This is a genomic window from Ruegeria sp. CL6 (assembly GCF_056536465.1).
In genome coordinates this window covers 110126-135557 of sequence record NZ_JBQFPR010000008.1, presented here as the reverse complement: position 1 = coordinate 135557, position 25432 = coordinate 110126, and the positions used below count along the sequence as shown (strand labels likewise).

At 58.8% G+C, this 25432-nt stretch carries 17 protein-coding genes; 11 read left to right on the top strand and 6 right to left on the bottom strand.

Translation table 11 applies throughout. The features are described from left to right. Position 1: 1 nt before the first annotated feature. The 4 genes from ACR0LH_RS18915 to ACR0LH_RS18900 are packed head-to-tail and all read right to left on the bottom strand — an operon-like array spanning position 2 to position 3219. A complete protein-coding gene (locus ACR0LH_RS18915; RefSeq protein ID WP_170559833.1) occupies positions 2 to 292 on the bottom strand; it encodes an SGNH/GDSL hydrolase family protein in 291 nt (96 codons plus the stop codon). Continuing rightward, entirely contained in the window at positions 282 to 1328 is a 1047-nt protein-coding gene (locus ACR0LH_RS18910) for a hypothetical protein (RefSeq protein ID WP_480722070.1), read from the bottom strand. The genes ACR0LH_RS18915 and ACR0LH_RS18910 overlap by 11 nt, the downstream gene beginning before the upstream one ends. Beyond that, on the bottom strand, positions 1325 to 1735 hold the full coding sequence (locus tag ACR0LH_RS18905; protein WP_480722069.1) for a DUF4383 domain-containing protein: 411 nt from the start codon (positions 1733 to 1735) through the stop codon (positions 1325 to 1327). Before ACR0LH_RS18905 ends, ACR0LH_RS18910 begins: the two co-directional genes overlap by 4 nt. Beyond that, positions 1732 to 3219, bottom strand: a complete 1488-nt coding sequence (locus tag ACR0LH_RS18900) for an FAD-binding oxidoreductase (RefSeq protein WP_480722068.1) — start codon at positions 3217 to 3219, stop codon at positions 1732 to 1734. The genes ACR0LH_RS18905 and ACR0LH_RS18900 overlap by 4 nt, the downstream gene beginning before the upstream one ends. Before the next feature lie 346 nt (positions 3220 to 3565). On the opposite strand from ACR0LH_RS18900, the gene ACR0LH_RS18895 reads away from it, so the two are divergent. The 8 genes from ACR0LH_RS18895 to ACR0LH_RS18860 all read left to right on the top strand — a co-directional run bounded on the left by ACR0LH_RS18895 (position 3566) and on the right by ACR0LH_RS18860 (position 16048). After that, positions 3566 to 5146 carry an ABC transporter substrate-binding protein gene (locus tag ACR0LH_RS18895; RefSeq protein ID WP_480722067.1) on the top strand — a complete coding sequence of 527 codons (1581 nt, stop codon included), beginning with the start codon at positions 3566 to 3568 and terminating at the stop codon, positions 5144 to 5146. 131 nt (positions 5147 to 5277) lie between these two features. Next, positions 5278 to 6843, top strand: a complete 1566-nt coding sequence (locus tag ACR0LH_RS18890) for an ABC transporter substrate-binding protein (RefSeq protein ID WP_480722065.1) — start codon at positions 5278 to 5280, stop codon at positions 6841 to 6843. Between the two features lie 4 nt (positions 6844 to 6847). Beyond that, complete coding sequence (locus tag ACR0LH_RS18885) at positions 6848 to 7588, top strand: glutathione S-transferase C-terminal domain-containing protein (protein WP_480722063.1); 741 nt, start codon at positions 6848 to 6850, stop codon at positions 7586 to 7588. A 255-nt stretch (positions 7589 to 7843) separates the two neighbouring features. After that, positions 7844 to 8821 carry an ABC transporter permease gene (locus tag ACR0LH_RS18880; protein WP_170388651.1) on the top strand — a complete coding sequence of 326 codons (978 nt, stop codon included), beginning with the start codon at positions 7844 to 7846 and terminating at the stop codon, positions 8819 to 8821. Next, on the top strand, positions 8818 to 9768 hold the full coding sequence (locus ACR0LH_RS18875; protein WP_480722062.1) for an ABC transporter permease: 951 nt from the start codon (positions 8818 to 8820) through the stop codon (positions 9766 to 9768). Before ACR0LH_RS18880 ends, ACR0LH_RS18875 begins: the two co-directional genes overlap by 4 nt. Positions 9769 to 9772: 4 nt before the next feature. After that, entirely contained in the window at positions 9773 to 11482 is a 1710-nt protein-coding gene (locus tag ACR0LH_RS18870) for an ABC transporter ATP-binding protein (protein ID WP_170567462.1), read from the top strand. A 122-nt stretch (positions 11483 to 11604) separates the two neighbouring features. Next, positions 11605 to 14874 carry an adenylate/guanylate cyclase domain-containing protein gene (locus ACR0LH_RS18865; RefSeq protein ID WP_480722060.1) on the top strand — a complete coding sequence of 1090 codons (3270 nt, stop codon included), beginning with the start codon at positions 11605 to 11607 and terminating at the stop codon, positions 14872 to 14874. 10 nt (positions 14875 to 14884) lie between these two features. Further along, on the top strand, positions 14885 to 16048 hold the full coding sequence (locus ACR0LH_RS18860; RefSeq protein WP_480722059.1) for a hypothetical protein: 1164 nt from the start codon (positions 14885 to 14887) through the stop codon (positions 16046 to 16048). Here ACR0LH_RS18860 and ACR0LH_RS18855 read toward each other — a convergent pair. Next, a complete protein-coding gene (locus ACR0LH_RS18855) occupies positions 16045 to 19674 on the bottom strand; it encodes a flavoprotein (protein ID WP_480722058.1) in 3630 nt (1209 codons plus the stop codon). The genes ACR0LH_RS18860 and ACR0LH_RS18855 overlap by 4 nt on opposite strands. A gap of 418 nt (positions 19675 to 20092) precedes the next feature. Here ACR0LH_RS18855 and ACR0LH_RS18850 point away from each other — a divergent pair, with 418 nt between their 5' ends. Then, positions 20093 to 21199 carry a saccharopine dehydrogenase family protein gene (locus tag ACR0LH_RS18850; RefSeq protein WP_480722056.1) on the top strand — a complete coding sequence of 369 codons (1107 nt, stop codon included), beginning with the start codon at positions 20093 to 20095 and terminating at the stop codon, positions 21197 to 21199. Positions 21200 to 21217: 18 nt separating this feature from the next. Beyond that, positions 21218 to 22714, top strand: a complete 1497-nt coding sequence (gene amaB, locus ACR0LH_RS18845) for an L-piperidine-6-carboxylate dehydrogenase (protein WP_480722103.1) — start codon at positions 21218 to 21220, stop codon at positions 22712 to 22714. A gap of 39 nt (positions 22715 to 22753) precedes the next feature. On the opposite strand, the gene ACR0LH_RS18840 is transcribed toward amaB, so the two are convergent. Then, positions 22754 to 24331 (bottom strand): DUF5928 domain-containing protein, encoded by a 1578-nt coding sequence (locus ACR0LH_RS18840; protein ID WP_480722055.1) that lies wholly within the window; start codon positions 24329 to 24331, stop codon positions 22754 to 22756. Between the two features lie 142 nt (positions 24332 to 24473). Here ACR0LH_RS18840 and ACR0LH_RS18835 point away from each other — a divergent pair, with 142 nt between their 5' ends. Beyond that, the gene (locus tag ACR0LH_RS18835) at positions 24474 to 25292 is read left to right on the top strand and encodes a sulfotransferase family protein (RefSeq protein ID WP_480722054.1); all 819 of its coding nucleotides are present in this window, start codon (positions 24474 to 24476) and stop codon (positions 25290 to 25292) included. The last annotated feature ends 140 nt before the right edge of the window (positions 25293 to 25432 follow it).

Below are 25432 nucleotides of genomic sequence, written 5' to 3'. Positions count from 1 at the left end.
GTCAGACCTTGGGCAAGGGCAGGCAACCGGGCAGGCCCGCCGGCAGAACCAACCGCGCACCGTTGGCGTAAAGCGATTTGGCAAAGCCGGGCGCTTCTGAGGCGACCGTCACACTCAGCCTTGAGGCCGCCAGAACCGCTGTATCCTCGGGCAGTCCGTCCAGCAACGTGTCCTGCGGCAACAGGACTACATAGGCTGGCGCTTCGTCTGTTAGCAAAGCTACGACCACGAGTGTCGATAGCCAGCCCAGCACCAAAAGGGGTAGGGCGATCAGAACGGACCTAATAGTCATGAATATGTTCCAGCGTCAGGCCAGAGCCGTCCAACTGGCGCAGCCGTTCGGCAAGCTGTGGGACTTTGACCACGATCAGGTGGCGATAGTCGTCAAAACCCTGGCGCGGCGCACTGAAAACCGCGCCTTCTTCGGTCGGCTTCTCGGACAGGGCGGTGAACATGATGTCATCATTCCCCGCGATTTCGACCAGATCAACGCCATTGCGCGCCATATCGACCAGAAGGTTGGTTAATTCGCGATACCGGGGCGTCTCAATCTCGATCCCGTCGGGGCCAGAGCTGATGACCTGCACGTCCGGGTAAGCGAGCAGGTCTTCAGGCCCGATGACGATCATGCGCAGGGTCAGCTCATCCGCGCCAACCTGACCGACCGCCTGTTCGATAAGGCCAGCGTAGCCGTCCTTGACTGTGTATTCGAGCCCCAAGGCGATTGCGCGTTCGCTGTCGCGCAATGATCCGCTGGACTGGTTCAACAGGTCCTGAGCATCCTCGGCAAAGGGCCATTTGTACCAAGGCACCTGTTGCAGAAACTGGGCGTACTCTGCGGCTTGTTGCGCCGACAGATCATCCAGCGGTGCACGTTGTGGTCCGCGCAAGGCCGTGAACAAACGCCCCAACGTCTCTTCATACTCAGCTTTCAGAGCAAGCTCGGCCGTGAAACTGGTGCCGATGACATAGATCATCTGCTTGGTCGCAGCATCCACCTCGCCATGCGCCGATGCGCTTTGCGACAGCGCGCAGAGCGAGCTCCAGAATCCCGTGATCCCCTGCCAGAACCCATAGTCATGCGGATCACCCTGCCGCAGAACCTCGGCGTAATCCTCATAAGCGTGCACGATGTGCCATTCCGGATAGGTCATCAGCGTCCGGGTCTCAGACCGGTGGTGTTCGGGTGGCAGCAGGGCGTTATAGGGCTGAAACTGCGCGGTTCCCTTGCAGCTTGTCTCGACATAGATGATCGGGGCAACCAAGCAGAGTGCAACGACCACAATCAGCAGAACCAGCCGGCGCATCCAGCGCAGAAGAAATCTCATGTCGTTCTCCTGATATCGCGCAGACCGGCCCAAGCCGCGATACCGCCCAGAGCCAGATGGGGAAGGTTTGCAAAGATACGTCCCATCGACAGGTCAATTCCCGCCGACGCGTTGGTGAAGATGCCCAGATCCAGATAGCCATAGCCGGTGAAGAACCCGAAGATGCCATCCCCCAGATAGGCCAGCCCGAACAGGATCAGAAAGGTGCGCGCGGCCCGGTGCGACCACAGCCCGGCCACCAACGCCCAGACCGCCGAGGCGACGTGCAGCGCATCGTCATAGATATCCAGCGCAAAGATCCCGAACGCCAGCCCGTTTTCGTCCGTCAGGCCGGGGACATAGTTCAGCGATGCCGCGATCATCAGCGCGACGAAATACACAAGGCACAGTTTTTGCAGATTGGTCATAGTTGCCCCAGATAGCTGTCCCAAAGGTTGTTCCGAAGCACAAGCTGGGGGTCCAGCCGGCGTTTGGCCTGCGCGAATTCCGGTGCCCGCGCATAGGCCGAGGTTAATTGATCCAGCCGTGCATGCGGGCGGTAGGGCAGGTAATATGCCCCTCCGATCTCGACGATCCGGTCAATCAGAGCCTGCGTCATCCGGGCCATGTCCGCCTCGGCGCGTTGGGTCATCTCTTGACTGAACGACATTACAGCGGCGATCCGGGGCTCGGACGCGAAAGATAGAACCGCCTGATCATCCTGCGCAACATAGCGCAAGGTGACGTTCAGAAACTCTTGATACGAGGCGGGGATCACCTCGCGGCAGACGGTCAGGAAATCGTCGAACGCATCGAAACCCACGAAGTATTCGTGCAGGATATCGGTGCGGTCCGGGTTGCGGTCATCTAGTGTGACGACCGGTTCGTTGATCAGGGAATTGCGGGTTGCGTCGCCGCCGCCCAGTGCGGGCCCAAGCGTTGTTTCGTTCCACCAGCGGAAGCTTTTGAACGCTTCGCTTCCCAACTGCGCCCGATACAGGCGGCTGGCCGCGTGGGACATCCACCCCGAGCCCACCGCCGGTGGCAAATCGGTTTGGTCAGCGGTTTCGCGATAGGTTATCAGTAGCGCTTTCTCAAAAAACGTCTCGCGCTCCACGTTGAGCCGGCCATAAGCCATCGTGACCGCCGGGTCGTCGATCGCGGATTGAAAGGCCACCGCGAAGTCCCGCGCCTCCATCACATCAAAGGACGGAGACAGGCGGGTGTTGGGAACCATTTCAACGTCCATATCGACGATGATCCCAATCAGGCCGTACCCGCCCATACCAAGATTGAACAGGTCGGCGTTTTCGGTGGGCGAGCATGTCACCAGCTCTCCGGATGGCAGGAGCATCCGCAGCGACCGAACGGTCGAGCCCATCGGACCAAATGGTACGGGCCAGCCGTGGGCATTGACCGAATACGTGGCCGCAACGCCGAAATCATGGTTCGACTGCATCACCTTGGGCGACCACCCCGCCGGATCAAGCGCGGCAATCACCTGCGACCAGCGCGCACCGGCATGCGCGCGGTAGGTTTGGGCTGTGCTGTCGATCTGCACCGCACCATTGTCAAAAGTAATTGCCGTCCCGTCGCGCGGAATGGCCTGCCCGCCCATCGAATGGCGTGCTGCACCCACATTGACAGGGCGACCCTCGGCGCGAGCCTCGGCAAGTTTGTTGCGAAGCGCTGCGATCAGCTGGTCCCCTGCGTCTTCGGTCAGAACCAGATGTTTGTTGATCGGTGTCGGAGACAGCCCGCTGGCGTCATTCATGATGGTGTCTGACGTTGAGGCAACGGTTCGGTTTGTCCCGTCATAAACCGGCAGATCAGAGCCTAACCAACGCGAAAGCCCCCATCCGGCAAGCCCCCCAGCGGCAAACAGGGCGGCCCTTCTGGTGAAATTCGTCATGGGCAGGGTTCTCCCGACAGTAAATACGACACGAACTGAATGTCCCCAATCCAAGAAGCCGAAATGCTCCAAGGATAGTTGGCCGCTTGAAATTTTAATGCAACCGCAGGAAATCCTTACCGGTTCTTGGTCGTGCAACTTGGCCACGCTGCCGGATTGCCCTGTAGCCCTCAGCGTGGATCACGATATTGATTTGAGCAAAACACGCATTGACGGCCCAACAATTCGGTTCGCGCACAATCTGTTGTTGCAACTGTCAAAATGATCTGGATGATCAGGTTCACCAAGACCGAAGAAAAGGTCGGCCGTTGAAACGACGGCGTTAACGAAAACTGGGGAGAAAACAATGATCCTAAGAAACCTGATGCTTGCCGCCAGCGCGACTGCAATGATGGCGGCAGGCGCATCGGCGGAAACCCTGCGCTGGGCGCGTGCTGGTGATGCACTGACGCTGGACCCGCATGCGCAGAACGAAGGCCCGACCTCTGCTCTGGCGCACCAGATCATGGAACCGCTGGTCATGCGCGACATGACGGGCGCGATGGTGCCCGCTCTGGCGACCGAATGGGGCCCGTCCGAAGAAAACCCGAACATCTGGGTGTTCAAACTGCGTGAAGGCGTCACCTTCCACGACGGTGCCGAGTTCGACAGCGACGACGTCGTGTTCTCGCTGAACCGCGCGATGACGCCGGATTCGGACTACAAGGAACTGCTGGCCTCGGTGAAAGAGGTGCGCGCGACCGACAAATACACCGTCGAGATCGAGACCGATGGTCCGAACCCGATCATGCCCAACAACCTGACCAACATGTTCATGATGGACAAGGACTGGGCCGAGGCGAACAACGCCGTCAAGGTGCAGGATTATGAAGGCGGCGAAGACACCTATGCAGCCAAGAACGCAAACGGCACCGGCCCCTACAAGCTGATCAGCCGCGAGCCAGACGTTAAGACGGTTCTGTCGATCAACGAAGACTATTGGGGCAAAGACGAATTCCCCATGCAGGTGACCGAGATCATCTACACCCCGATTCAGAACGCAGCTACACGCGTTGCGGCCATGCTGTCGGGTGAGGTTGATTTCATTCAGGACGTTCCGGTGCAAGACCTCGAGCGTGTTGCGGGCACTGACGGTCTGGACGTGCGTACCGCGCCGCAGAACCGGGTTATCTTCTTCGGCATGAACATGGGCGATGCGGATCTGACCTCGGACAACGTGGACGGTAAGAACCCCCTGTCCGACGTGCGTGTGCGTCAGGCGATGTCGATGGCGATCAACCGCGATGCGATCAAGCAAGTTGTGATGCGGGGCCAGTCGGCTCCTGCCGGGATGATCTCGCCCCCGTTCGTGAACGGCTGGGATGAGGGCATGGACAGCTCGTCGACCACTGACATCGAGAAAGCCAAGGCGTTGATGGCCGAAGCCGGATACCCGAGCGGTTTCTCTCTGACGTTGAACTGCCCGAATGACCGCTACATCAACGATGAGGCGATCTGTCAGGCGGCTGTCGGCATGTTGGCCCAGATCGGTGTGACTGTGAACCTGGATGCCAAGCCGAAGGCACAGCACTTCCCGTTGATCAACAACCTGGAAACCGACTTCTACATGCTGGGCTGGGGTGTTCCGACCTACGATTCCGAATACATCTTCAACTTCCTGGTTCATACCAAGGGCGAGAAGTACGGTTCGTGGAACGGCACGCGCTATTCTAACCCGGATCTGGACGCCAAAATCGTCTCGTTGGCATCGGAAACCAACCTGCCCGAGCGTGACAAGCAGATTGCTGAAATCTGGCAGGTCGTTCAGGACGAACAGCTTTACATCCCGATCCACCATCAGGTTCTGAACTGGGGTATGAAGTCAAATGTCGGCACGGGCGTTGCACCGGATGACACCGCTAAGTTCAAGTATTTCACTCTGAACTAAATCACTCTGATACGTGATCAGGCAGGGCGCGATTCTTCGCGCCCTGTTTTGTTTTGAAGCCGGTCTGAGAATTCCTTGCGCCAACGCGAAAAACCAAGAACACTCAGCCGCAGAAAACAGGGAGACATCACATGATCCTCAGAAACAGCGCCATTGGCCTGGCTCTGCTGGCTGCGACCAGCGTTCAGGCCGCCGAGTTCAAATGGGCCTCGACCACCGATCCGCAAACAATGGACCCGCACGCCGTCAACTCGGCTCCGGTTCTGGGCTTTCTCAACAATGTCTACGAAGGGCTGGTGCGGCGCGGCAAGGACATGACGGTCGAGCCTGCGTTGGCCGTAAGCTGGGAGCCGATCGGAGAAGGCGACGGCTGGCGGTTCAAGCTGCGCGAGGGTGTGACCTTTCATGACGGCAGCAGTTTTGATGCGCAGGATGTGCTGTTCAGCTATCAGCGCGCCTCGGGCGAGGCCGCCGATACCCGCAGTTGGTTCGCGCCGGTTAGCGAGGTGATTGTGGTTGACGATTACACCGTCGACATCATGACCACTGCACCCAATCCGCTGTTTCCGTCCTCAATCGCCAACTGGATGATCATGGATCAGGGCTGGACCGAAGCGAATGACGCGGCCGTGCCCGACAAGGAATCCGGCAACTATGCCACGATCAACGCCAATGGCACCGGCGCGTTCAAGGTGACCGCGCGGGAACCGGGGTTAAAGACCGTGTTAGAGCCGCATGGTGACTGGTGGGGCGAGGTTGAGCACAACATCACCCGCGCCGAGTTCAATCCGATCCAGAATCCTGCGACCGCTGTGGCGGCGTTGCTGTCGGGCGATGTGGATATGATCAACCCCGTCCCCATTCAGGACGTTGCGCGCCTGAAGGAAAATGGCGATGTCGACGTTATTCAGGGGATCGAGGCGCGCGTGATCATGCTGGGCTTTGATCACGAAGCCGAAGCATTGAAATACACCGATGACGCGGGCAACCCGAACCCGTTCCGTGACGTGCGTGTGCGTCAGGCCATTGCACAAGCCGTAAATGTCGACGCCATTCTTGCCACGATCATGCGCGGCAATGCCGAGGCCGCCTCGCAACTCGTGAGTCCGGCCATGAGCGGATATTCCGCAGCCAATGCTGATCGCCCGGCCTTTGATGTCGAGGGTGCAAAGGCGCTGTTGGCCGATGCGGGTTATGCCGACGGTTTCTCGTTTGGCCTGAAATGCCCCAATGACCGCTATCTGAATGACGAAGCCGTCTGTCAGGCGATTGTCAGCATGTTGGCGCAGATCGGGATCACGGCGGAACTGGATGCCATGCCCGTCCGCAACTATTGGCCGGAACTGCGCGAGGACAATTACGACATGTACCTGCTGGGCTGGAGCCCGGGCACCTTCGACGCCGAGCACCCCGTTCGTTTCCTCGTGGCCACGCCGAACGAAGAAAAGAAGCTGGGTAGCTGGAATTTTGGTGGATACTCGAACGCGCGCGTGGATGAGCTGTTGCCGATGATTCAATCGGAGCTGGACGAAACCAAACGCCAGGCCATGTTGGACGAAGTTACCCAGATCTATCAGGACGAACAGGTCTATGTTCCGATGTACGTGCAGCCATTGGTCTGGGGCACGCGCAGCAATGTTGAGCTGACGCAGCGCCCGGACAACTTCTTTATCCTGCGCTGGGTGACGGTGAACTGACCACATGGGTGTGATGATCGACGGGGTCTACCACACGGAAGACCCCGCCCCGGATACAAGGCTTGACGGCGCATACCGCCGTCAGGCGTCGACCATCCGCAACGCGCCGCCGGACGGCCCGTTTGAGACGGGTCGGTTCCATCTTTATGCCGCGTGGAACTGCCCTTGGGCGCATCGGGTTTTGCTGACCCGCGCCGTAAAGGGTCTGGAGGATTTAATCTCGGTCGCTTATGCCTGCCCGCGCCGAACGCCCGATGGTTGGGTCTATGACGCCGAGGGTGAGTATTCCGACCCTCTGTTCAACGTCACCGCGCTGCATCAGGTCTATGCCAAGGTTGATCCCGCCTATACCGGGCGGATTACGGTGCCCCTGCTGTGGGATCGCGCCGAAAACCGCGCTGTTTCCAATGAATCCGCCGATCTGGTGCGAATGCTGGGCACGCTTGAAGGCTATGGGGCGAACCTTGCCCCGCCGGACAAGCTGGACCAGATCGACGACTGGAACGCAAAGATTTATCCGCGCCTGAACAATGGCGTCTATCGCGCCGGGTTTGCGCGCACGCAAGAGGCGTATGAAGCCGGGTTTCAGGACGTCTTTGCCATGTTGGACGAGATCGAATCGCATCTGGAAACCAACCGCTATCTTTGCGGTGACGTTCTGACCGAAGCCGACCTGCGCCTGTTTCCGACGCTTGCGCGCTTTGATGTGGCGTATCACTATGCATTCCGCTGCAATTTGCGGTGACTGGTTGACTACCCAAACCTGTGGGGATACGCGCGAGATCTCTATGCACGACCCGAGATCGGGCGGACAGTCAAGCCAGACATCTATAAGGCAGGGTATTTCTCACCATCCGAGCTGAGAAATCCTCTGGGTATTGTCCCGCTGGGGCCAGAGGTCGACTGGACGGCCCAGCAGGATAGACGGTCGCTGTTACCCGCGACATCTTGACCATCTGGTCAAGGCGTGCGTAGACAAAAAGATCAATGGGGAAAGTGAATGTTCGCATATATCGTCCGAAGGATGTTCCAATCCGTGATCGTGTTGCTGGTCGTGGGTCTGGTCGCGTTTTCGATGTTCCGTTTTGTCGGCGATCCGATCGACAACATGTTGGGACAGGAACGCACGCAGGCTGACATTGATCGCCTGCGCACCGAGCTTGGTCTGGATCAGCCGTTTCCGGTTCAATACTTCAAGTTTCTGAAGGGGGCTGTGCAAGGGAACTTTGGTGTCTCGTACCGTCAGGGCCGCCCTGTTTCGACCATCATCGCAGAACGCGCACCCGCGACGCTGGAACTGGCCTTCGTGTCGGGCTTTCTGGCGATCACATTGGGCATTGCCTTGGGCGTCTTCACCGCGATCCGACGACAAGGGGTGGCCGCGAATGTCATTATGACGGTCAGTTTGATCGGGGTGTCCCTGCCAACTTTCCTGATCGGGATATTGCTGATCTATATCTTCTCGGTCGAACTTGACCTTCTTCCCAGCTTTGGGAGGGGCGAAACCGTTATGATTGGCAATTGGTCCACCGGGTTCCTGACGACCTCGGGGCTCAAGGCGCTGATCCTTCCGGCGATCACGCTGGGCCTGTATCAGATGACGCTGATCATGCGGCTGGTGCGGTCCGAGATGCTTGAGGTGATGCGTGCCGATTACGTTCGCTTTGCCCGTGCGCGCGGATTGTCGGACCGGGTTATCAACTTCCGCCACGCGCTAAAAAACACGCTGGTGCCGGTGATCACCATCACCGGTCTGCAACTGGGCTCGATCATCGCGTTTGCCATCATCACCGAGACGGTGTTCCAGTGGCCGGGCGTTGGTCTGTTGTTCATCAACGCGATCCAGTTCGTCGATATTCCCGTCATGGCCGCTTATCTGATGCTGATCTCGGTCATGTTCGTGACGATCAACCTGATTGTCGATCTTCTTTACTATGCCATTGACCCGCGCCTGCGTGTCGACGCGAGGGCCACATGACCGATACTCTCGATACCCCCAAAGCCTCTGAAAAATCGCGGTTTGCCAAGTTCTGGGACAGTGATTTCGCGTGGTCCTTCCGGCATTCTCCCGTGGCGATCATCGCGACTCTGGTTGTGATTGTTCTGGTGCTGGCTGCGGTCTTTGCACCGCTGATTGCGCCCTATAACCCGTTCGACCCGGCCTCGCTGAACCTTATGAACGGGTTTACGCCGCCCGGCACGCCCAACGCGTTCACGCAAGAGACATTCCTGTTGGGAACGGATGATCAGGGGCGCGACGTCTTCTCGACCATCCTGTACGGGATGCGGATTTCCCTGTTCGTTGGCGCGGCTGCGGTGCTGTTGGCAATGATCATTGGTGTCGTGCTGGGGCTGGTCGCGGCCTATTTCGGTGGCTGGATCGAGACGCTGATCATGCGGATTGCCGATGTGCAGCTTACCTTCCCGGCTATTCTGGTCGCCATGCTGATCTTTGGTATCGCCAAGGGCGTCACCCCGCCGGAATATCGCGACGAGATGGCGATCTATGTTCTGATTATCGCGATTGCGCTTTCCGACTGGGTGCAATTCGCGCGCGTGGTACGCGGCGCGGCTCTGGTTGAGAAAAACAAGGAATACGTTCAGGCCGCGCGCCTGATCGGGCGCGGGTCTGTCCCGATCATGTTCCGCCATATCCTGCCCAACGTTCTCAGCCCTGTTCTGGTGATTGCCACGATCTCATTGGCGCTGGCGATCATTGCCGAGGCTACGCTGAGCTTCCTCGGTGTCGGCGCGCCTCCGACCCAGCCCTCGCTGGGGACACTGATCCGCATCGGGCAGGGCTTCCTGTTCTCGGGTGAGTGGTGGATTCTGTTCTTCCCGGCCTGCACCCTTCTGGCGCTGGCCTTGTCCGTAAACCTGCTGGGCGACTGGCTGCGCGACGCGTTGAACCCCAAGCTGCGGTGATTTCATGAGCCTTCTGACGATCAATGACCTAACGGTCGAATTCCCGACCCGCCGTAAACTGTTCACCGCTGTGGATCATGTGGATCTGTCGGTGGAACCGGGTGAAATCCACGGGCTGGTGGGCGAATCCGGTGCCGGTAAATCCACCATCGGCGCTGCCATCATGGGGCTGCTGGACCGCCCCGGTCGCATCGCAAGCGGTACGATCAAGCTGAGCGGAGACCAGATCAGCGGCCTGGACGCCGAGGCGATGCGTGGGCTGCGCGGCAAGAAGATCTCGATGATCTTTCAGGACCCGCTGACCTCGCTGAACCCTCTGTTTACCGTGCGTGAGCAACTGGTCGAGACGATTCAGGCCCATCTGGGTGGTTCGGACGCCGAGGCGAACAAACGCGCCCGTGACCTGATCGACCGGGTGGGCATTCCTGATCCTGACACGCGGCTGGATCAGTATCCGCACCAGTTCTCGGGCGGGATGCGGCAGCGGGTGGTGATCGCGCTGGCGCTGTGCACGGAACCCGACGTGATCATCGCGGATGAGCCGACCACAGCGCTGGATGTGTCCGTTCAGGCGCAGATTTTGGACCTAATCAAGGAACTGGCGACCGAACGGCAAGTGGGCGTCATCCTGATCACCCACGACATGGGCGTGATTGCCGACACCACCGACAAGGTGACGGTGATGTATGCGGGTAAAGTGGTCGAAAGCGGCCCGACCGCGCAGGTCATGGGCCAGCCCAGCCACGAATACACCAAGTCGCTGATCGCCGCCGTGCCGCGTCCGACGCTGAAGCTGCACCGCTTTCCGCAGATCAGCTATGGCGGGCGCGAGACCCGCTTTGCGATCGAGGATATGGCCCGTCACTGGCCCAAGGTGGACAATGACACCAGCAAACCGGTCTTTGAAATTCGCAACCTGACCAAGAAGTTCCTGCAAAAGCGCGGGCTGCTTCCGTGGGATCGCACCTATTTCACCGCCGTGGACGATGTCAGCTTTGACATTCGCGCCGGTGAAGTGTTCGGCGTTGTGGGCGAGTCCGGCTCGGGCAAGTCCACCGTCGCGCGGATGATTGCGGGGTTGTATCCGGTCGATGGCGGGTCGATCACGTTTCAGGGGCAGGTGGTCAGCGACCTGACCAACAAGGCCGCGCTGGATGCCTATCGCAAAAACATCCAGATGATCTTTCAGGATCCGTATTCCTCGCTGAACCCTCGGATGCGCGTGGATGAGATCGTGGCCGAACCGATCCGACATCACAAGCTGATGGAGGGGTCCGACATCAAGCGCCGCGTGGATGAGTTGTTGGATCAGGTGGGTCTGGGTCATGAAGCGGGCACGAAATACCCGCATGAGTTCTCGGGCGGTCAGCGCCAACGGATTTCGATTGCACGGGCTTTGGCCACGCAACCGCGGTTCCTGATCTGCGATGAACCCACCAGTGCGCTGGACGTGTCGATTCAGGCTCAAATCCTGAACATCCTGAAGGATTTGCAGGAACATCTGGGTCTGACCCTGCTGTTCATCAGCCATGACCTTCCGGTGGTGCGCCAGATGTGTGACCGGGTGGCGGTGATGAAACAGGGCAAGGTGGTCGAACTACAAGAGACCAACGATCTGTTTGCCAATCCGCAAACCGAATACGCAGGCGAGTTGCTGCGCCTGATGCCTAAACTCGACGATCTGTCGACCGAGGGGCTGGAAGCAGAGACCTGACCCCAACGCCCGGTTTACGGGCCTTGGGCAGCGCCGAAAATTAAATTCGTTAACGATTGCAGACTCGGACGGGTCTGCTGTGCTACGCCTGTGTCTGAAGTTGGGGGCTTCAGAGGGGTGATATGTCTCAGGACCTTAGGGACTGGCTAAGCGCACTTGGTTTGTCTGACTATGCGCAAGCCTTTTTGGATAACAAAATTGATTTCGCGATTTTGCCCGATCTGACGGGCGAAGACCTGATCGAAATCGGAGTGACCGCCGTCGGTGACCGCCGGCGTCTTTTGCGCGCGATTTCCGAACTTGAGCGGGTCGATCTTGTTCAGCCCTATGAACCGCAAACCCCGCTTGAGCCTGCCAAGCGACAAGTCACGGTCATGTTTGCGGACCTGACCGGGTTTACGCGGCTGTCCAGCGAGTTGGATGCCGAGGACATGCACGCGCTGCTGAACGAGTTCTTTCACAAGGTGGATCACGTCGTCGAGAAATACGGCGGCCGGATCGACAAGCATATTGGCGACGCGGTGATGGCCGTGTTCGGTGCGCCGATCTCGCACACCAACGATACCGAACGCGCGGCGCGGGCGGCGCTAGAGATTCATGCGGTTCTGCCCACACTGACCCGGCCCCTGTCCTGCCACATCGGGATCGCGTCGGGGCAGGTCATCGCCAGCACAACCGGCAGCGAGGCCCATACCGAATACACCGTAACCGGCGATGGGGTGAACCTTGCCTCGCGGGTGACGGATATGGCTGCGCCGGGTGAAACGCTTGTGTCACACGACATTCAGCGCGCGTTGGGTCCGCTTTTCGTGGGCGAGTCCATGGGCGCCAAGGCCATCAAGGGACTGAACGAGCCTATCGAGCTCTGGCGGTTGGACCGGTTGGCGCGGAACATCCGCTCGCGCCGTCATCGGTTTGTGGGCCGCGAGCGCGAGATGTCTTTGTTCTCGGCCACGTTTGACCGGTGCCAGCGGCACGGCAAGGGCGAGGTCCATATCGTTCTGGGTGAACCGGGTATCGGCAAAACGCATCTGTCCGAACAGGTTGCCGAGCTTGCCGACAGCTTGTCTTACGCCGTGCATACCGGTGTCGTCATGGATTTCGGCGCGCGCGAGGGGCATTCAGCCATTCAATCCGTGGCCCGCAGCATGTTGGGGCTTGAGGCAACCGACAACGCCGAGACCTGCGCAGAAGTGGCCAAAAGCGCAATCGGCAAGGGCTGGGTGTCACCATCCAATGCCACGCATCTAAACGCGCTGTTGGAGCTGGAGCAGGATCCCGGACTGGCCGAAGTTTATGCGGTCATGGACAACGCCACGCGCCTGCGTGGGCGGCGTCAGGTGATTGACGAATTGATTGCCGCCTGTAGTCAAGACAGCCCGCTGTTGATCCAGATTGAGGATATTCACTGGGCGACGCCCGACATCCTGACGGCCTGCGCCCATATCGCGGCCGCAACGCGCGATCTGCCTTGCGTGTTGCTGATGACCAGCCGAGTCGAAGGCGACCCGATTGATCGCGATTGGCAGCTTGGCACCGAAGGCGCGCTGGTGTCCAAGCTGGAACTGGCACCGATGGGGGATGATCAGGCCCGCCAACTGGTCGAGGAATTCACCGGCATCGACCCCGAACTTCTGGACGCCTGCGTGCGCCGGGCAGGTGGCAACCCACTGTTTCTGGAGCAGTTGTTGCGCAATATCGACGTGCTCAAGCGTGACTCGGTTCCCGGCAGTATCCAAGGCATCGTTCAATCGCGGCTGGATGCGCTGGACCCGCCCAGCCGATCCGCGATTCAGGCGGCCTCGGTTCTGGGGCAACGCTTCTGGCCCGAGGTTCTGAACTTCATTCTGGGTAAAGGGCATCTGGATACCTCGACCCTGATCCGGTCGGCCTTGATCCGCGAAGCCGGGGCAGACCTGATGTTTGCGCATGCCCTGATCCGGGATGGGTCTTACGCCACGCTGGTAAAGTCCGAACGCGCGCGGCTGCACCGCGAGGCTGCCAAGTGGTTTGAAGACCGGGATGCGACCCTGCGCGCCCAGCATCTGGATCGTGCAGGCGCAAGCAACGCAGCACAAGCCTATCTTGAGGCCGCCGAAAACCTGATCCAGGGCTTTCAATATGATGAGGCCAGCCCCCTGATCGAGCGCGCCCTGGACCTACCGGCCCCGGCTGGTGTTCGGTTCGATCTGTTGTGCGCGCGGGGGGAAACGCACCGGCTGCAGGGATATTCAGAAGACGCGCTGCGAGAGTTCAAAGAGGCGGCCAACCTTGCCGAGACCGATGAACAGACATGCCGCGCCTATATCGGATTGGCGCAAACTGACCGGCAGGCGAGTCTGTACCAAGAGGCCTTGGATAGTCTCGAAATCGCCGAGGCCGCTGCTGAACGCTGTGGATCGGAACGGGACATCGCGCAGATCAACTATGTGCGCGGCAATATCTATTTCCCGCTGGGTCAAGTTGAAAAGGCAATGGCCAGCAATGAAAAAGCTCTGAATCTGGCTCGTAAACTGCAATCAGCGCGGCTGGAGGTTGGCGCGCTTAGCGGGTTTGGCGATGCCAATTTCATGAATGCAACCATGCAGTCGGCGACCGGGTTTTACACGCAGGCCGTGGAACGTGCGCGCGAAGAAGGGTTGGTGCGGGACATGGCGGCCAACCTGCACAATCTCAGCGTTGCGCGCAGCTATTCCGGCGACGTGGCGCAAGGCAAGGTGGATGCGCAGGAGGCCATAGACATATCGCAGAAGTACTTTGCCTTCGTGCCGGAATGTGTGGCCCAAACATGTCTTGGCGTGGCACAGACCTTTTTGGGTGAACTGGACGGTGCGCTGGAGTCGTTTACCGTCTCGGCCGAAATCGCCGCCCGTGTGGGGGCCAAGCGGCTGGAGGCGCAGGCGCTGGAGCATCTGGCGCGGACACAGGTCTATGCCGGGCAAATGGATCAGGCGCGCGAAACCGGTCAACGGGCCGTGGATATTGCGCTGGAACATGGGCGCAACTTCGTGGGGCCAAAGGCGCTGTCGGCACTGGCCTTGGCTGAAACAGACCCTGACAAACAGGATCAACACCTGAAACTGGGCGCACAGATTATTGCCGAGGGCTGCGTTGGGCACAGCCATTTGCATTTCTATCCCGACGCAAGCGCCGTCATGCTGGCGCGGCAGGAATGGGACAGAGCCACCGAGTATGCCGACGCCCTAGCCCGGTTCACCGCCGATGAGCCTTTGCCGATGGTCAACCTGTCGATCCAGCACACCAAGGTTCTGGCCGCATGCGGTGGCTGGGGCATCCCGCTAAGCGCACATGAAGAGTTCGAGGCGCTGGGCGCCGGTTTCTCTGAAATGGGCATCACACAGTCCCTGGTCGGACGACTGGACCATGTTTGAGAGGGGCTGAATGAGCATCGAAAAGAAGGTTTGGTTTATCTCCGGTGCCCTGACGCTTGGACTGCTTGTGCTGTTGTTCAGGCTGTTGGTAGCGCTGAACCATTTCGAGGGCGACCCGACGCAACTGCCTGATCAGGCATCGGTCGACGACTACCTGCAAGACTTGGAAAATGTGCCGGAGTATCAGGTCAGGACCGGTATATTCATTAAGTCCTTTGTGTTCACCGATGCCAGCGATGTCCATGTCACCGGATATGTCTGGCAGCACTACCAAGACGGCGTGCATGACGCGATCAAACCGACAGGCGACGCGGTTGGGTTCGTGCTGCCCGATGCCTCGGACGCCGCCAGCGGGATGATCGAAGAAGCCTATCGCATGGATCAGGACGGCGAAGAACTGATCGGTTGGTATTTTGAACAAACCCTACGGCAGAATTTCGACTACACCAGTTATCCCTTCGACCATAAAACCGTGTGGGTCCGGTTCTGGCCTGCCAGTTTCGACACCTCCGTGGCACTGATCCCCGATTTCGCGGCATATCCGGCCACCGGCCCCGACGACATATTCGGGATCGACAACCGCATCGTCTTGGGCACGTGGGAACGCGAGAATACCTATTTCGACTATCGCCTGTCCGATCTGGGCACCACGCTGGGCATCAGCGATACCGAATTCCAGACCAACCTGCCCGAGCTGCATTATAACTTTGTCATCAAGCGCAACTTCGGCAACGCTTTCGTCGTTCACATGATCCCCCTGATCGTCGTTACCATGCTGCTGTTCGGGGCGGTCATGACCGTGACGCGCCGACCCGAGTTGATCGAGCGGCATGATTTCAGCACCTCCAGCGTGATCGGCACCTGCTCGGTTCTGTTCTTCGTGATCCTGCTGGCGCATGTGCAACTGCGCGAAGGCTTTGCCGGATCGCCGGTGATCTACATGGAGTCGTTCTTTTTCTTGATGTATTTCCTGCTGCTGGCCGTGTCAGTGAACACCTACCTGTTCGCGTCCGAGGCCGTGCCGTCCCTGCGGTTCATTCACTACCGGGACAACCTGATCCCAAAGGCCGCGTTCTGGCCCTTTGTATTGCTGTGCACGGTGGCGATCACGGCCTACAACCTCAGCCTCAAGGCTGACCCCGAGGATGCAGTCGTGATCGAGATGCTCAACTAGGGCGTTGGATGAAACCCCGGTTTCGGCGTGCCCGTGGCCATGTCCAGCGTGTATTCCGCCACGATGCCCGACGTGCCGTCGGCCCATTGGTCCAGATACTTGGTCGGATGTGCAATGACGTAGACATAGGCGGGCTTCTTGACCCCGTCCATCAGCACGTTGATCCGCTTGCGGACATAGACATTCTCGGGCGAGCCGGGGCCGTGATAGCCTTCGAGCTTGTCCAACTCTTTCAGCCCCGAGGATGAGACGCGATAGACCTCACCCCGGATCGGTTCGCCGCGCCCTTTCTGATCGACCAGCGTGGCCATCCGGTGCAGGTAACCGCAGTTGGGATTGTCGCAATGCGGCTCGTGCGGGACGATCAGGGGCATACGTTGCCGGGTCACGGCCTCTCCCACGAAATCGTCCAGCACCTCGGCGTGGGCATCGTGGTTGGGGAACCCTTTCTTGAGCGACCCGTAAGTGAAATACAGATAGGTCCGTTCGCGGTCGTCGATCAGATCATTGTCGTGGTCTTCCTCAGGCGCGATGACGGTGTGGGCGTTGGCCCAGTCGTCCAGCATGGCCCGTATCTTGGGTTTGACCTGTTTCACGTCCTTGGCGTTTTTCGGGTCCCGCAGGAAGTTGATGCAGTTGCTGGCGTCGATACCCGGCGCGCCCAGCAGCACTTCGACCATTTTGGCCGAGTTGTTCATCACCGCCACATGCAGGCTGGTAAACCCGTGGTCGTTGGTGGCGTTGACGTCGATGCCGCGATCTATCAACTCCTGCGCGGCCTCAAGATCGGGCTTGCCAAGGTCCTGCCCGTTTTCGTGCAGCTCGCCTTCGCCCCCCGCCGCATAGTGCAGCAGCGTATCGCCGTTGCTGTCATCCACGATGTCGATCCCGGCCATGCCCTTGTCGATTGCGTCGAAAACACGGGTCCACTGCGCGAACTCGTCCGAGGCTGCGGCCTCTTGCGCCCATTTGCAGATGTTGTGTTCCTGATCCGCCAGTTCCTCGAACGCCTCGTCCAGAACCTCCATGATCTGGTCCGGAGTGGCCATCATGCCGATCCCCATCATGCCGTTGGACAAACGGCCCTTTCGTGGCCCCACGATATCGACCCCCAGATCACGTAGCTTTTCGACGTTGTTCTGGGTGGTGATGTTGTTCCACATGTTTGTGTTGCAGGCGGGGCAGAGGATCACCGGTTTGTTCCGGTATTGCCATGCCACAAAGACCGAGGTCAGCAGGTTATCGGCAATCCCGTTGGCGATCTTGCCCATCGTGTTGCAGGTCACCGGCGCCACGATCACGCAGTCGGCCCAATCGCACAGCGCCAGATGCGAGGCGCGCAGGGGCATGCCGAACTCGGTATAGCGGAAATTCCACTCGTCATCGTCGCGGTAATAGTCGTGATGCGAGATATAATCCTCGATCGTCTTTGGCTTGGTTTTCCTGATATTGCCGGTTTCTTCTTCGACCTCGATATCGCGGAAAAACTTCTCGGCCGAGACCGAGGGGATCAGCTTGACGTTATGCCCCGCATCCTTGATCCGCTTGACCAGATCGGGAACCTTGTCCGCCGCCGATGACCCGCAGGCACACAGCAGTACGTTGCGCTTTTCGCTGGGCGCATCGGTCAACCCGCCCTTGGGGTAACCAAAGATGTTCTTGTCCAGACTGGGCGATTCATGGCGCAGCAATACCGGTAGCCCAGCTTCCTTGACGCTTTTCTGAAAGCTGCCATCCAGCACCACATCGACAATGTCTTTTCTGCGACCCAGACATTCGCCCTTGAAGAACAGGTAGGGTGGGTTTTCCTTCCCGGTCATTATCGTCAACTGCCGCCGCATCTTCATCACGTTGGCCCCGTGACCTTCGACGTCGATCAGCCGGGCGCTGGTGATACCGATATTGGCCAGCATACTGCGCAGCATATAGGACCACGGGTCTTCGTCCGCATAGAACAACACAATCGGATGGGTGTTGACGATGCGTTCGACATCCGTGGGATCTTCGGGCGGTTCATGTTCCTCGATCACCAGCATTGCCGGGTTCCCGAGGTCCCGCAGCCCACGGAAAATATGCCCGCGCGGAGCCTGCCAGACTTGCGAGGTTGCAGGGCTCATGTCCACGACCGTTACCAGATCGGTCTTTTCGTCATAGGCGATGCAGAGGCACCAGAACTCCTCCAGCAGGGCCGTCTCGCGATAGACATTCGCGGGGGGGCGGATGACCTCGAACCCCAGCACACGGTTGAAATCGATATTGATCATCAGATGGCGATCGTCGTGCTCGTTCAGGCTGTGCAGTTGATCCCGGAACCAGTCCTCGGGCGTTTTGGCGTCCTTGCTCGGTCGTTCCGCATAGCTACGGAAGGTGCTGCCTAAATGCACGTGAGGCGTCTGGCTGAGATAGCGTTGCGCCAGCGCGTGCATTTCCTTGGCCGTGGACACTCGGCTGAGCGCGTCTGTCAGATTGGCCTGTGTTGCAATCAGCAGCTTGTCTTCGTCGACCTGCTGGTCGCCCAGAATGTTCAGGCTTTCGGCCAGAACCCCCATCGAGTTCATGTTCGGGCTGGCCCGCCGGAACAGGTTGCGGCGTTTCTTGGGGTCTTTCGCCAGATATTCGGTGCTGTCCACGTAATTGCAATCCTGTTGCAGCGTTTGCAGCGTGGTCTTCACCGCCTCCAATGCCGAGAACCGCAAAATCCCCCGCGACCGCATCGAGGTTCCGTCACGGTCCGACATCCCCGCCCAAAGCCGGTCAATCGTCGTGACCCACAGCTTGCCGTATTTCTCGGGGTGGACATCCATCATGTGCACCAAACCGGTGCTGGGGTTGCATTTGGCGATGATGGCAAAGTGACCGCCGGGCATGTTCAGTTTGCCATGCGCCACGCCGACCTGAAAATTCGCCACCAGAATGTCGTTGTCGCCGCCCACCCGGTTGGATTCGTCAATCGCCTCAAGCAGCAACCGGGCCGAGGTCGTGGCCTCATCCATGAAATAGGCCTGCACCTGTATCTTCTTGCGCAGGCCTTGCGAGTGGATGAACGTGCAGGCGACGTCATAAAGCTCGCCCAAGGAAATCCCGTCATTCACCACGAAAGATGTGGGCAGGGCACACTCGCGGAAGATGTCGTTGACCTCACAACTGAAGCCCAAGGCCGACATGCTGAGCGCGGCCGCCGTGACGCTGCAACAGTTGATCGGTTGCTGGAAATTCTGCAAATGCACGCTGACCAGATCGCCGAACAGAGTTGCATAACAGGCTTCGCGGATTTTGACCGGGATTTCAAACCACAGGTTGCTGGACAGGTAGGCCAGCCTGGTGCCGGGCGTTGCCACGGCCTCGAGGCTGACGGGAATGTCGAAAATCTCAAGGTGTTCTTCGTAGAAATAGTCGCCGGTATCGGCGGTGGCCAGAACGGACCCGTCCTGCTGCAACTGAACGATGCCGGACAGCACGACATACATACCTTGCGGGGGCAGTACCGTGTCCTGCGAAACTTCGATGAATTCAAAGTGCGAATTTATCGCAGACGTGTCATCCGAGGACAGCACAGCGTAGATGAGCTTCCAGTCATCATCCGTTGGATTGAACGTCTTTGAGTTATCAATTGGATCTTTTGGCACGCTTTTCCCCCCTGAACTCGTCTTGAAACGCATCAAAACCAACACCGGGTCTTTGCTGGCGACGGGCATCCTTCGGTCTGTCGCAAACAAGACCGGCCCATTCGGATCCCAGCGCTGGCCGGGCCGAGGTTTTGCAAGGAATTAGCGCGAAGGTTTCGGCCCAATAGAGCGAACCCTACCCTATTCACGGGTAAAAATCACTGATATTGTTGATATGTCTGCGCGTCTTTGCTGTGCCGAACGGCCTCGGGTGAAGCTGCGTGATCCAGTCGGCTAGGCTGGACAGATTTACGAACTTGTCATTGTGTCGGTATGCCCGCCAAAACGTCGGAAGTTTTTGTCTTTTCGTCAAGATTGCCCCTGCGGATCGAACAAGCCGCCCGTCATACTTTCAAAAAAACGAAAGAGGAGGCGCGTTTTGAGCTGGAATATCTGTGTCATCGGAGCAGGCAAGATCGGTCAGATGATCGCGACCCTGCTGAAGTCTTCGTCCAATTACTCGGTCACGGTTGCGGATCGTGATCTGTCAGCGCTGTCGGTGCTGAACCGGCAAGGTATAGCGACCCGGCAGATCGACGTCAGCGACGCGGCACAACTGGCTATGGCGCTGACGGGTTTCGACGCCGTCATCTCGGCCGCTCCGTTCTTTTTGACCCCGCAAATAGCGAAGGCAGCCAAGTCTGCGGGCGCGCATTACTTTGACTTGACCGAGGATGTCGCGGCCACCAACGCCGTGCGCGAATTGGCCAAGGACAGCGCAACAGCCTTCATGCCGCAATGTGGACTGGCCCCCGGTTTTGTCGGTATCGCCGGGGCTGCGCTGGCGTCGGAGTTCGATGAGCTGGACAGTTTGCATATGCGGGTCGGCGCTCTGCCGCTCTATCCGACCAATGCGCTGAAATACAATCTGACATGGTCCACTGACGGGTTGATCAACGAATACTGCAACCCGTGCGATGCCATCGTGAATGGCGAACGGGTCAAGACCGCGCCGCTGGAAGATTACGAACTGCTGGGTCATGACGGGGTCGAGTATGAGTGTTTCAACACATCCGGCGGCTTGGGCACGCTGCCTGAAACGCTGGACGGCAAGGCGCGGGCGGTGTCGTACCGCTCGATCCGCTATCCCGGCCATTGCGATATCCTGAAGCTGCTGCTCAAGGATCTGGGGCTGGAACGTCGCCGTGATCTGCTGAAGGACATCTTTGAGACCGCCCTGCCGCGCACTGATCAGGATGTGGTGTTGGTCTATTGCACGGCCAAAGGCATGATCGACGGGAGCTTGCGCGAGAAATCCCTGATCAACAAGAGCTTTGCGCGTGAGATCAACGGGCAGGTCTGGAGCGCCATTCAGGTCACCACCGCCGCAGGCGTTCTGGGCGTCGTCGATCTGATGCGCACAGGTGCGCTGCCTGCCAAGGGCTTTGTCCGGCAGGAACAGGTGACCCTGTCCGATTTCCTGAACACCGAATTTGGCCAGCTTTACCGCGCTGGCGATGCAACCCAACAGAACAAGGCGGCCTGAGATATGAAAGACATCGTTATGACTGCGCAAACCACCCTCGCCAATCTGGACCTGACGGCGGCTGACCTGACCGGCGGCACGTTGCCAGTGCATTCCCCCATCGACGGCAGCCTGCTGGCCGAGGTGCATGAAACCCAAGCTGGCGACATGGACGCGGTCTTTGCCAACGCCAAAACCGCCTTTAAAGCATGGCGCACTATCCCGGCCCCACGCCGGGGTGAGCTGATCCGCCTGCTGGGTGAAGAACTGCGCGCTGCCAAGGACGATCTGGGTGCGCTGGTCAGTTGGGAGGCCGGCAAGATCACCTCCGAAGGTCTGGGCGAAGTGCAAGAGATGATCGACATCTGCGATTTTGCCGTGGGCCTGTCGCGGCAGTTGTATGGTCTGACCATCGCCTCCGAACGCCCCGGCCACCGAATGATGGAGACGTGGCATCCGGCGGGTCCGGTCGGCGTGATCTCTGCCTTTAACTTCCCGGTGGCGGTCTGGTCGTGGAACGCGGCGATTGCGCTTGTCTGCGGCGATACGGTGATCTGGAAGCCGTCCGAGAAGACACCCCTGACCGCGATGGCCTGTCAGAAGATATTTGAACGCGCGCTGGCGCGGTTTGGCGATGCGCCCGATCACCTGCTGCAAACCCTGATCGGCGGTGCCGCATTGGGTGAGGCGCTGGTGGCCAGTGAGGATGTGCCGGTGATTTCCGCCACCGGCTCCACCCGCATGGGGCGCGCTGTGGCCCCGGTTGTGGCGCAGCGGTTCGGCAAGTGCATTCTGGAGCTGGGCGGCAACAACGCGATGATCGTTGGACCCTCGGCCGATTTGGAAATGGCGGTGCGGGCGATCGTGTTCTCGGCCGTGGGCACAGCCGGTCAACGTTGTACCACGCTGCGCCGTCTGATCGTGCATAACTCGATCCGCGAGGAACTGGTGGCCCGCCTGAAAAAAGCCTATGCAGGTCTGCCCATCGGCAACCCGCTGACCGAGGGCACGCTGATCGGTCCGCTGGTGGATGAAGCCTCGGGCGCGGCCATGACCGCCGCGCTGGACGCAGCCAAAGCCGAGGGCGGCACCGTGTTCGGTGGCCAGCGCGTGACCGAGGGCGTGCCGGATGGCGTCTATATGCAGCCCGCCATTGTCGATATGCCCGGCCAGACGGCCACGGTAAAGACCGAGACCTTTGCGCCGATCCTCTACGTGATGGGCTACGACGATTTCGACGATGCCATTGAGATTCAGAACGACGTGCCGCAGGGTCTGTCCTCCTGTGTGTTCACCCTGAACATGCGCGAGGCCGAGCAATTTCTGACCGCAGCCGGATCGGATTGCGGTATCGCCAACGTCAATATCGGGCCGTCAGGGGCCGAAATCGGTGGCGCGTTTGGTGGCGAAAAAGAAACCGGCGGTGGACGCGAAAGCGGATCGGACGCGTGGAAAGCCTATATGCGGCGTCAGACCAATACAGTGAATTACTCGGCTGAATTACCGCTGGCGCAGGGCGTCAAATTCGATATCTGACCCAAAGATCCGGCGGCTCACACCCGAGCCGCCGGATCGTCAATCTGCAAACAGGTAATCCAAGCGCATAACGGCATGCGCTTGTTTCGCAGAAATCCCAAGAAACGCGGCAAGGGACGCTTCGTTTTCAGCGCGCGAGTCAGTTTCCCGGATGCGCACGTAATCGTTCAGACCCGCCCCCCGGATCAAATCTGACTCGTGGGCGAGGGAATTGCGCAGCGTGGGAACCAGACCCGACACCGTATCGGCGGGGCTATCAAGGCCGGCCAAACCAACCCGACGGGCGTGGCCGATCAGGTAGTCGTCCGAATATTCACACTCGATCTCAAGCACGTGCGTCTTGGCCCGGTCAGAGTTGAAGTCCTCGATAATGTCCAGGTTGGCGGGGTCGACGCAGATGACCAACTTGTCCGTATCGAAGCTGTCGAACAGCATCCGCACGACCGCGCGTCGGTGGCGGGATCGCTTGACCAGCGTTGTTTCGATACCGCCGAGATCGGGCAGGGCAGTGTCCTGTTCGTTGAACAGGTATTCGACACATGGAATGTCGGTCTCGGAAACGATCTGATCAACCAGCCGCTTGGCGACGTGCCATTTCTTGCACACGATCAGAAAGACTTCGCGGTCAGACCCCAGCGTATTTCCCGCTTCCCAGAACCGCTGCCCGTACCGGCGGCCAACCCGCCCGCGACCGGTCAGAAACCCGTAGAGATTTCGCCCTTCGTCGGATATCGGAAAATCAACGCCCTCGGCTGCGTAGAGCTTGCCCAACCTCTCTTTCAGCTCGTGTGCTTCCGGGCTGATCTTTCGCGCAAAAAGATAGTCCTGTCCCAGCAGCATGTCGTAGTGATCATTGTAGAATGTTACCGGCATCCCATAGTCCGAGAACATCAGGAAGGTCGGTGTTCGGTTCTCGATCTCCTCTCGTGGCACCAGGTGCCGAACTAGGGTCTGGAAAAAGGTTTCATCTGGAATCCACGTGGTCGAGAAGAAACGGATCACATCCCGGCGCTGTTTGAGGAAGTCCAGAATCATCTCGACCGTCCGGCGGCGCAGACACCACCATTGACTGCCGATCTTGACCTGGATGTCGGCGGGAATTTCGCGGGTCAGGCCAAAGCGTTTTTGAAGCTCGTACGCGGCATAAAACCAACGGGATTGCGTCCGCTCGTTGAAATAGTGGCGATAGATCAGCCGGTCCTCTTTCATGCCGGTCTTGATCCATTTGCTTTCAAAGAAGTCGTGGCTTTCGACAAAATCCTTGTCACGTTCGTCCAGAAAACGGTGTGCGTATTCCGCCGTCTTTATCGCCATGCAGTCGCCAGACAGATTGTAGAAATGGGTGGCGCGTGGAAAAGCATCCACCGCTGCTTCGATGGCGTGCAATGTGGCCTGCACCAACGACCACTCTCCCCAGCCACACTTGATCCGCTTGGCGGCAAAAGTGACGTTCGGATTTGGGCCCAGCGCGTCCTGAATGCGCGCATATGCGGCAGAGCTGGCACGCGCGTCAAAATGAATGGCCATGCAATCCCCGGCGGCCGTCAGTTGCTCGGCCTGCGCAATGATTGCGTCAGGGTCTTTGTGGCACAGCAAAATATAGGCGATCCTGGCCATTTCGGTTCTATGATTTCCGTTTCTGCCCGTTTCCAACCGTGATACTGAGGATGAACGATTGAATAAACAGAATATTTTTGGTTTTTTGATTTCAAAAGCGGGCACGAATAACAAGTTCTGACCCGCAGAGGAGGCGCAGCAGATGGGTTTTCCCGGTACATGGATGACCGAGAGCGAAAGCATGGTTTACCGTGTGGTGCCGAAGTGCGCCTGCTCGACCATAGGGCAAATCATGTACTACTCGGATCACGGTCGGTTTTTCGAGGGTGACATTCACGACGCAAGTGACGGGATGCACAAATGGGCGTTTGAGCCCAGTCAGGACGCAATTTCCAGAATTGTCCGCGATCATGCAGGGTATTCATTTACCTGCGTGCGGAACCCTTACACCCGGATTCTAAGTTCTTTTTTCGACAAGATTTGTGGAATTCAGCGAAACAGAAAACGGTACCGGGGCAATCTCGTTCCGACGCTGATTTACAACTATGGAATCGAAGTCGGGGGCGACGATGGCAAGGGCGAATTCGATCAGATCGCCAGCTTCCGTCGGTTTCTTTTGTTCGCACGCGACACGATCCGATGGCGCAGGCCGATGGACCCGGATATTCACTGGTCGTCGATGTCAGGCCATGTCTCGACCTTCATTGCGAATGGCGGGCGATATGACAAGATTTTCTGGACCGAGAAATTCAACGACGGGATGCAGGGTGTCTTGGATCACCTTGAAACGCCCCACGCGGTGAACCTGTCCGATATCCCGCGCTTTAACGAGTCCGAAGGGCACGGGCCCAAACGCGCCCATCCGGTCGAAGACTATTTTGACGACCTCTCGATGCATCTGGTCTACGAAATCTACAAACAAGATTTCGATCTCTTTCGATATGATTTCGAGAACCCGGCCAACAAGATGCCAATTGGTGAAATTGATCTGGATGAAGTTCACGCCAAACTCGGCGACTGATTCAATTCCGGGGATGCTCCCGCCCATCGTCAATGTCTCTGACGAGACATCTCCTCTGGTTGGGCCCGGCGCCGCGCTTTGCGCGGCGCCGGGCCCAAGACCGAATGGGGTATCGGCGCAGCCGATGGCTCAGTTCGGGC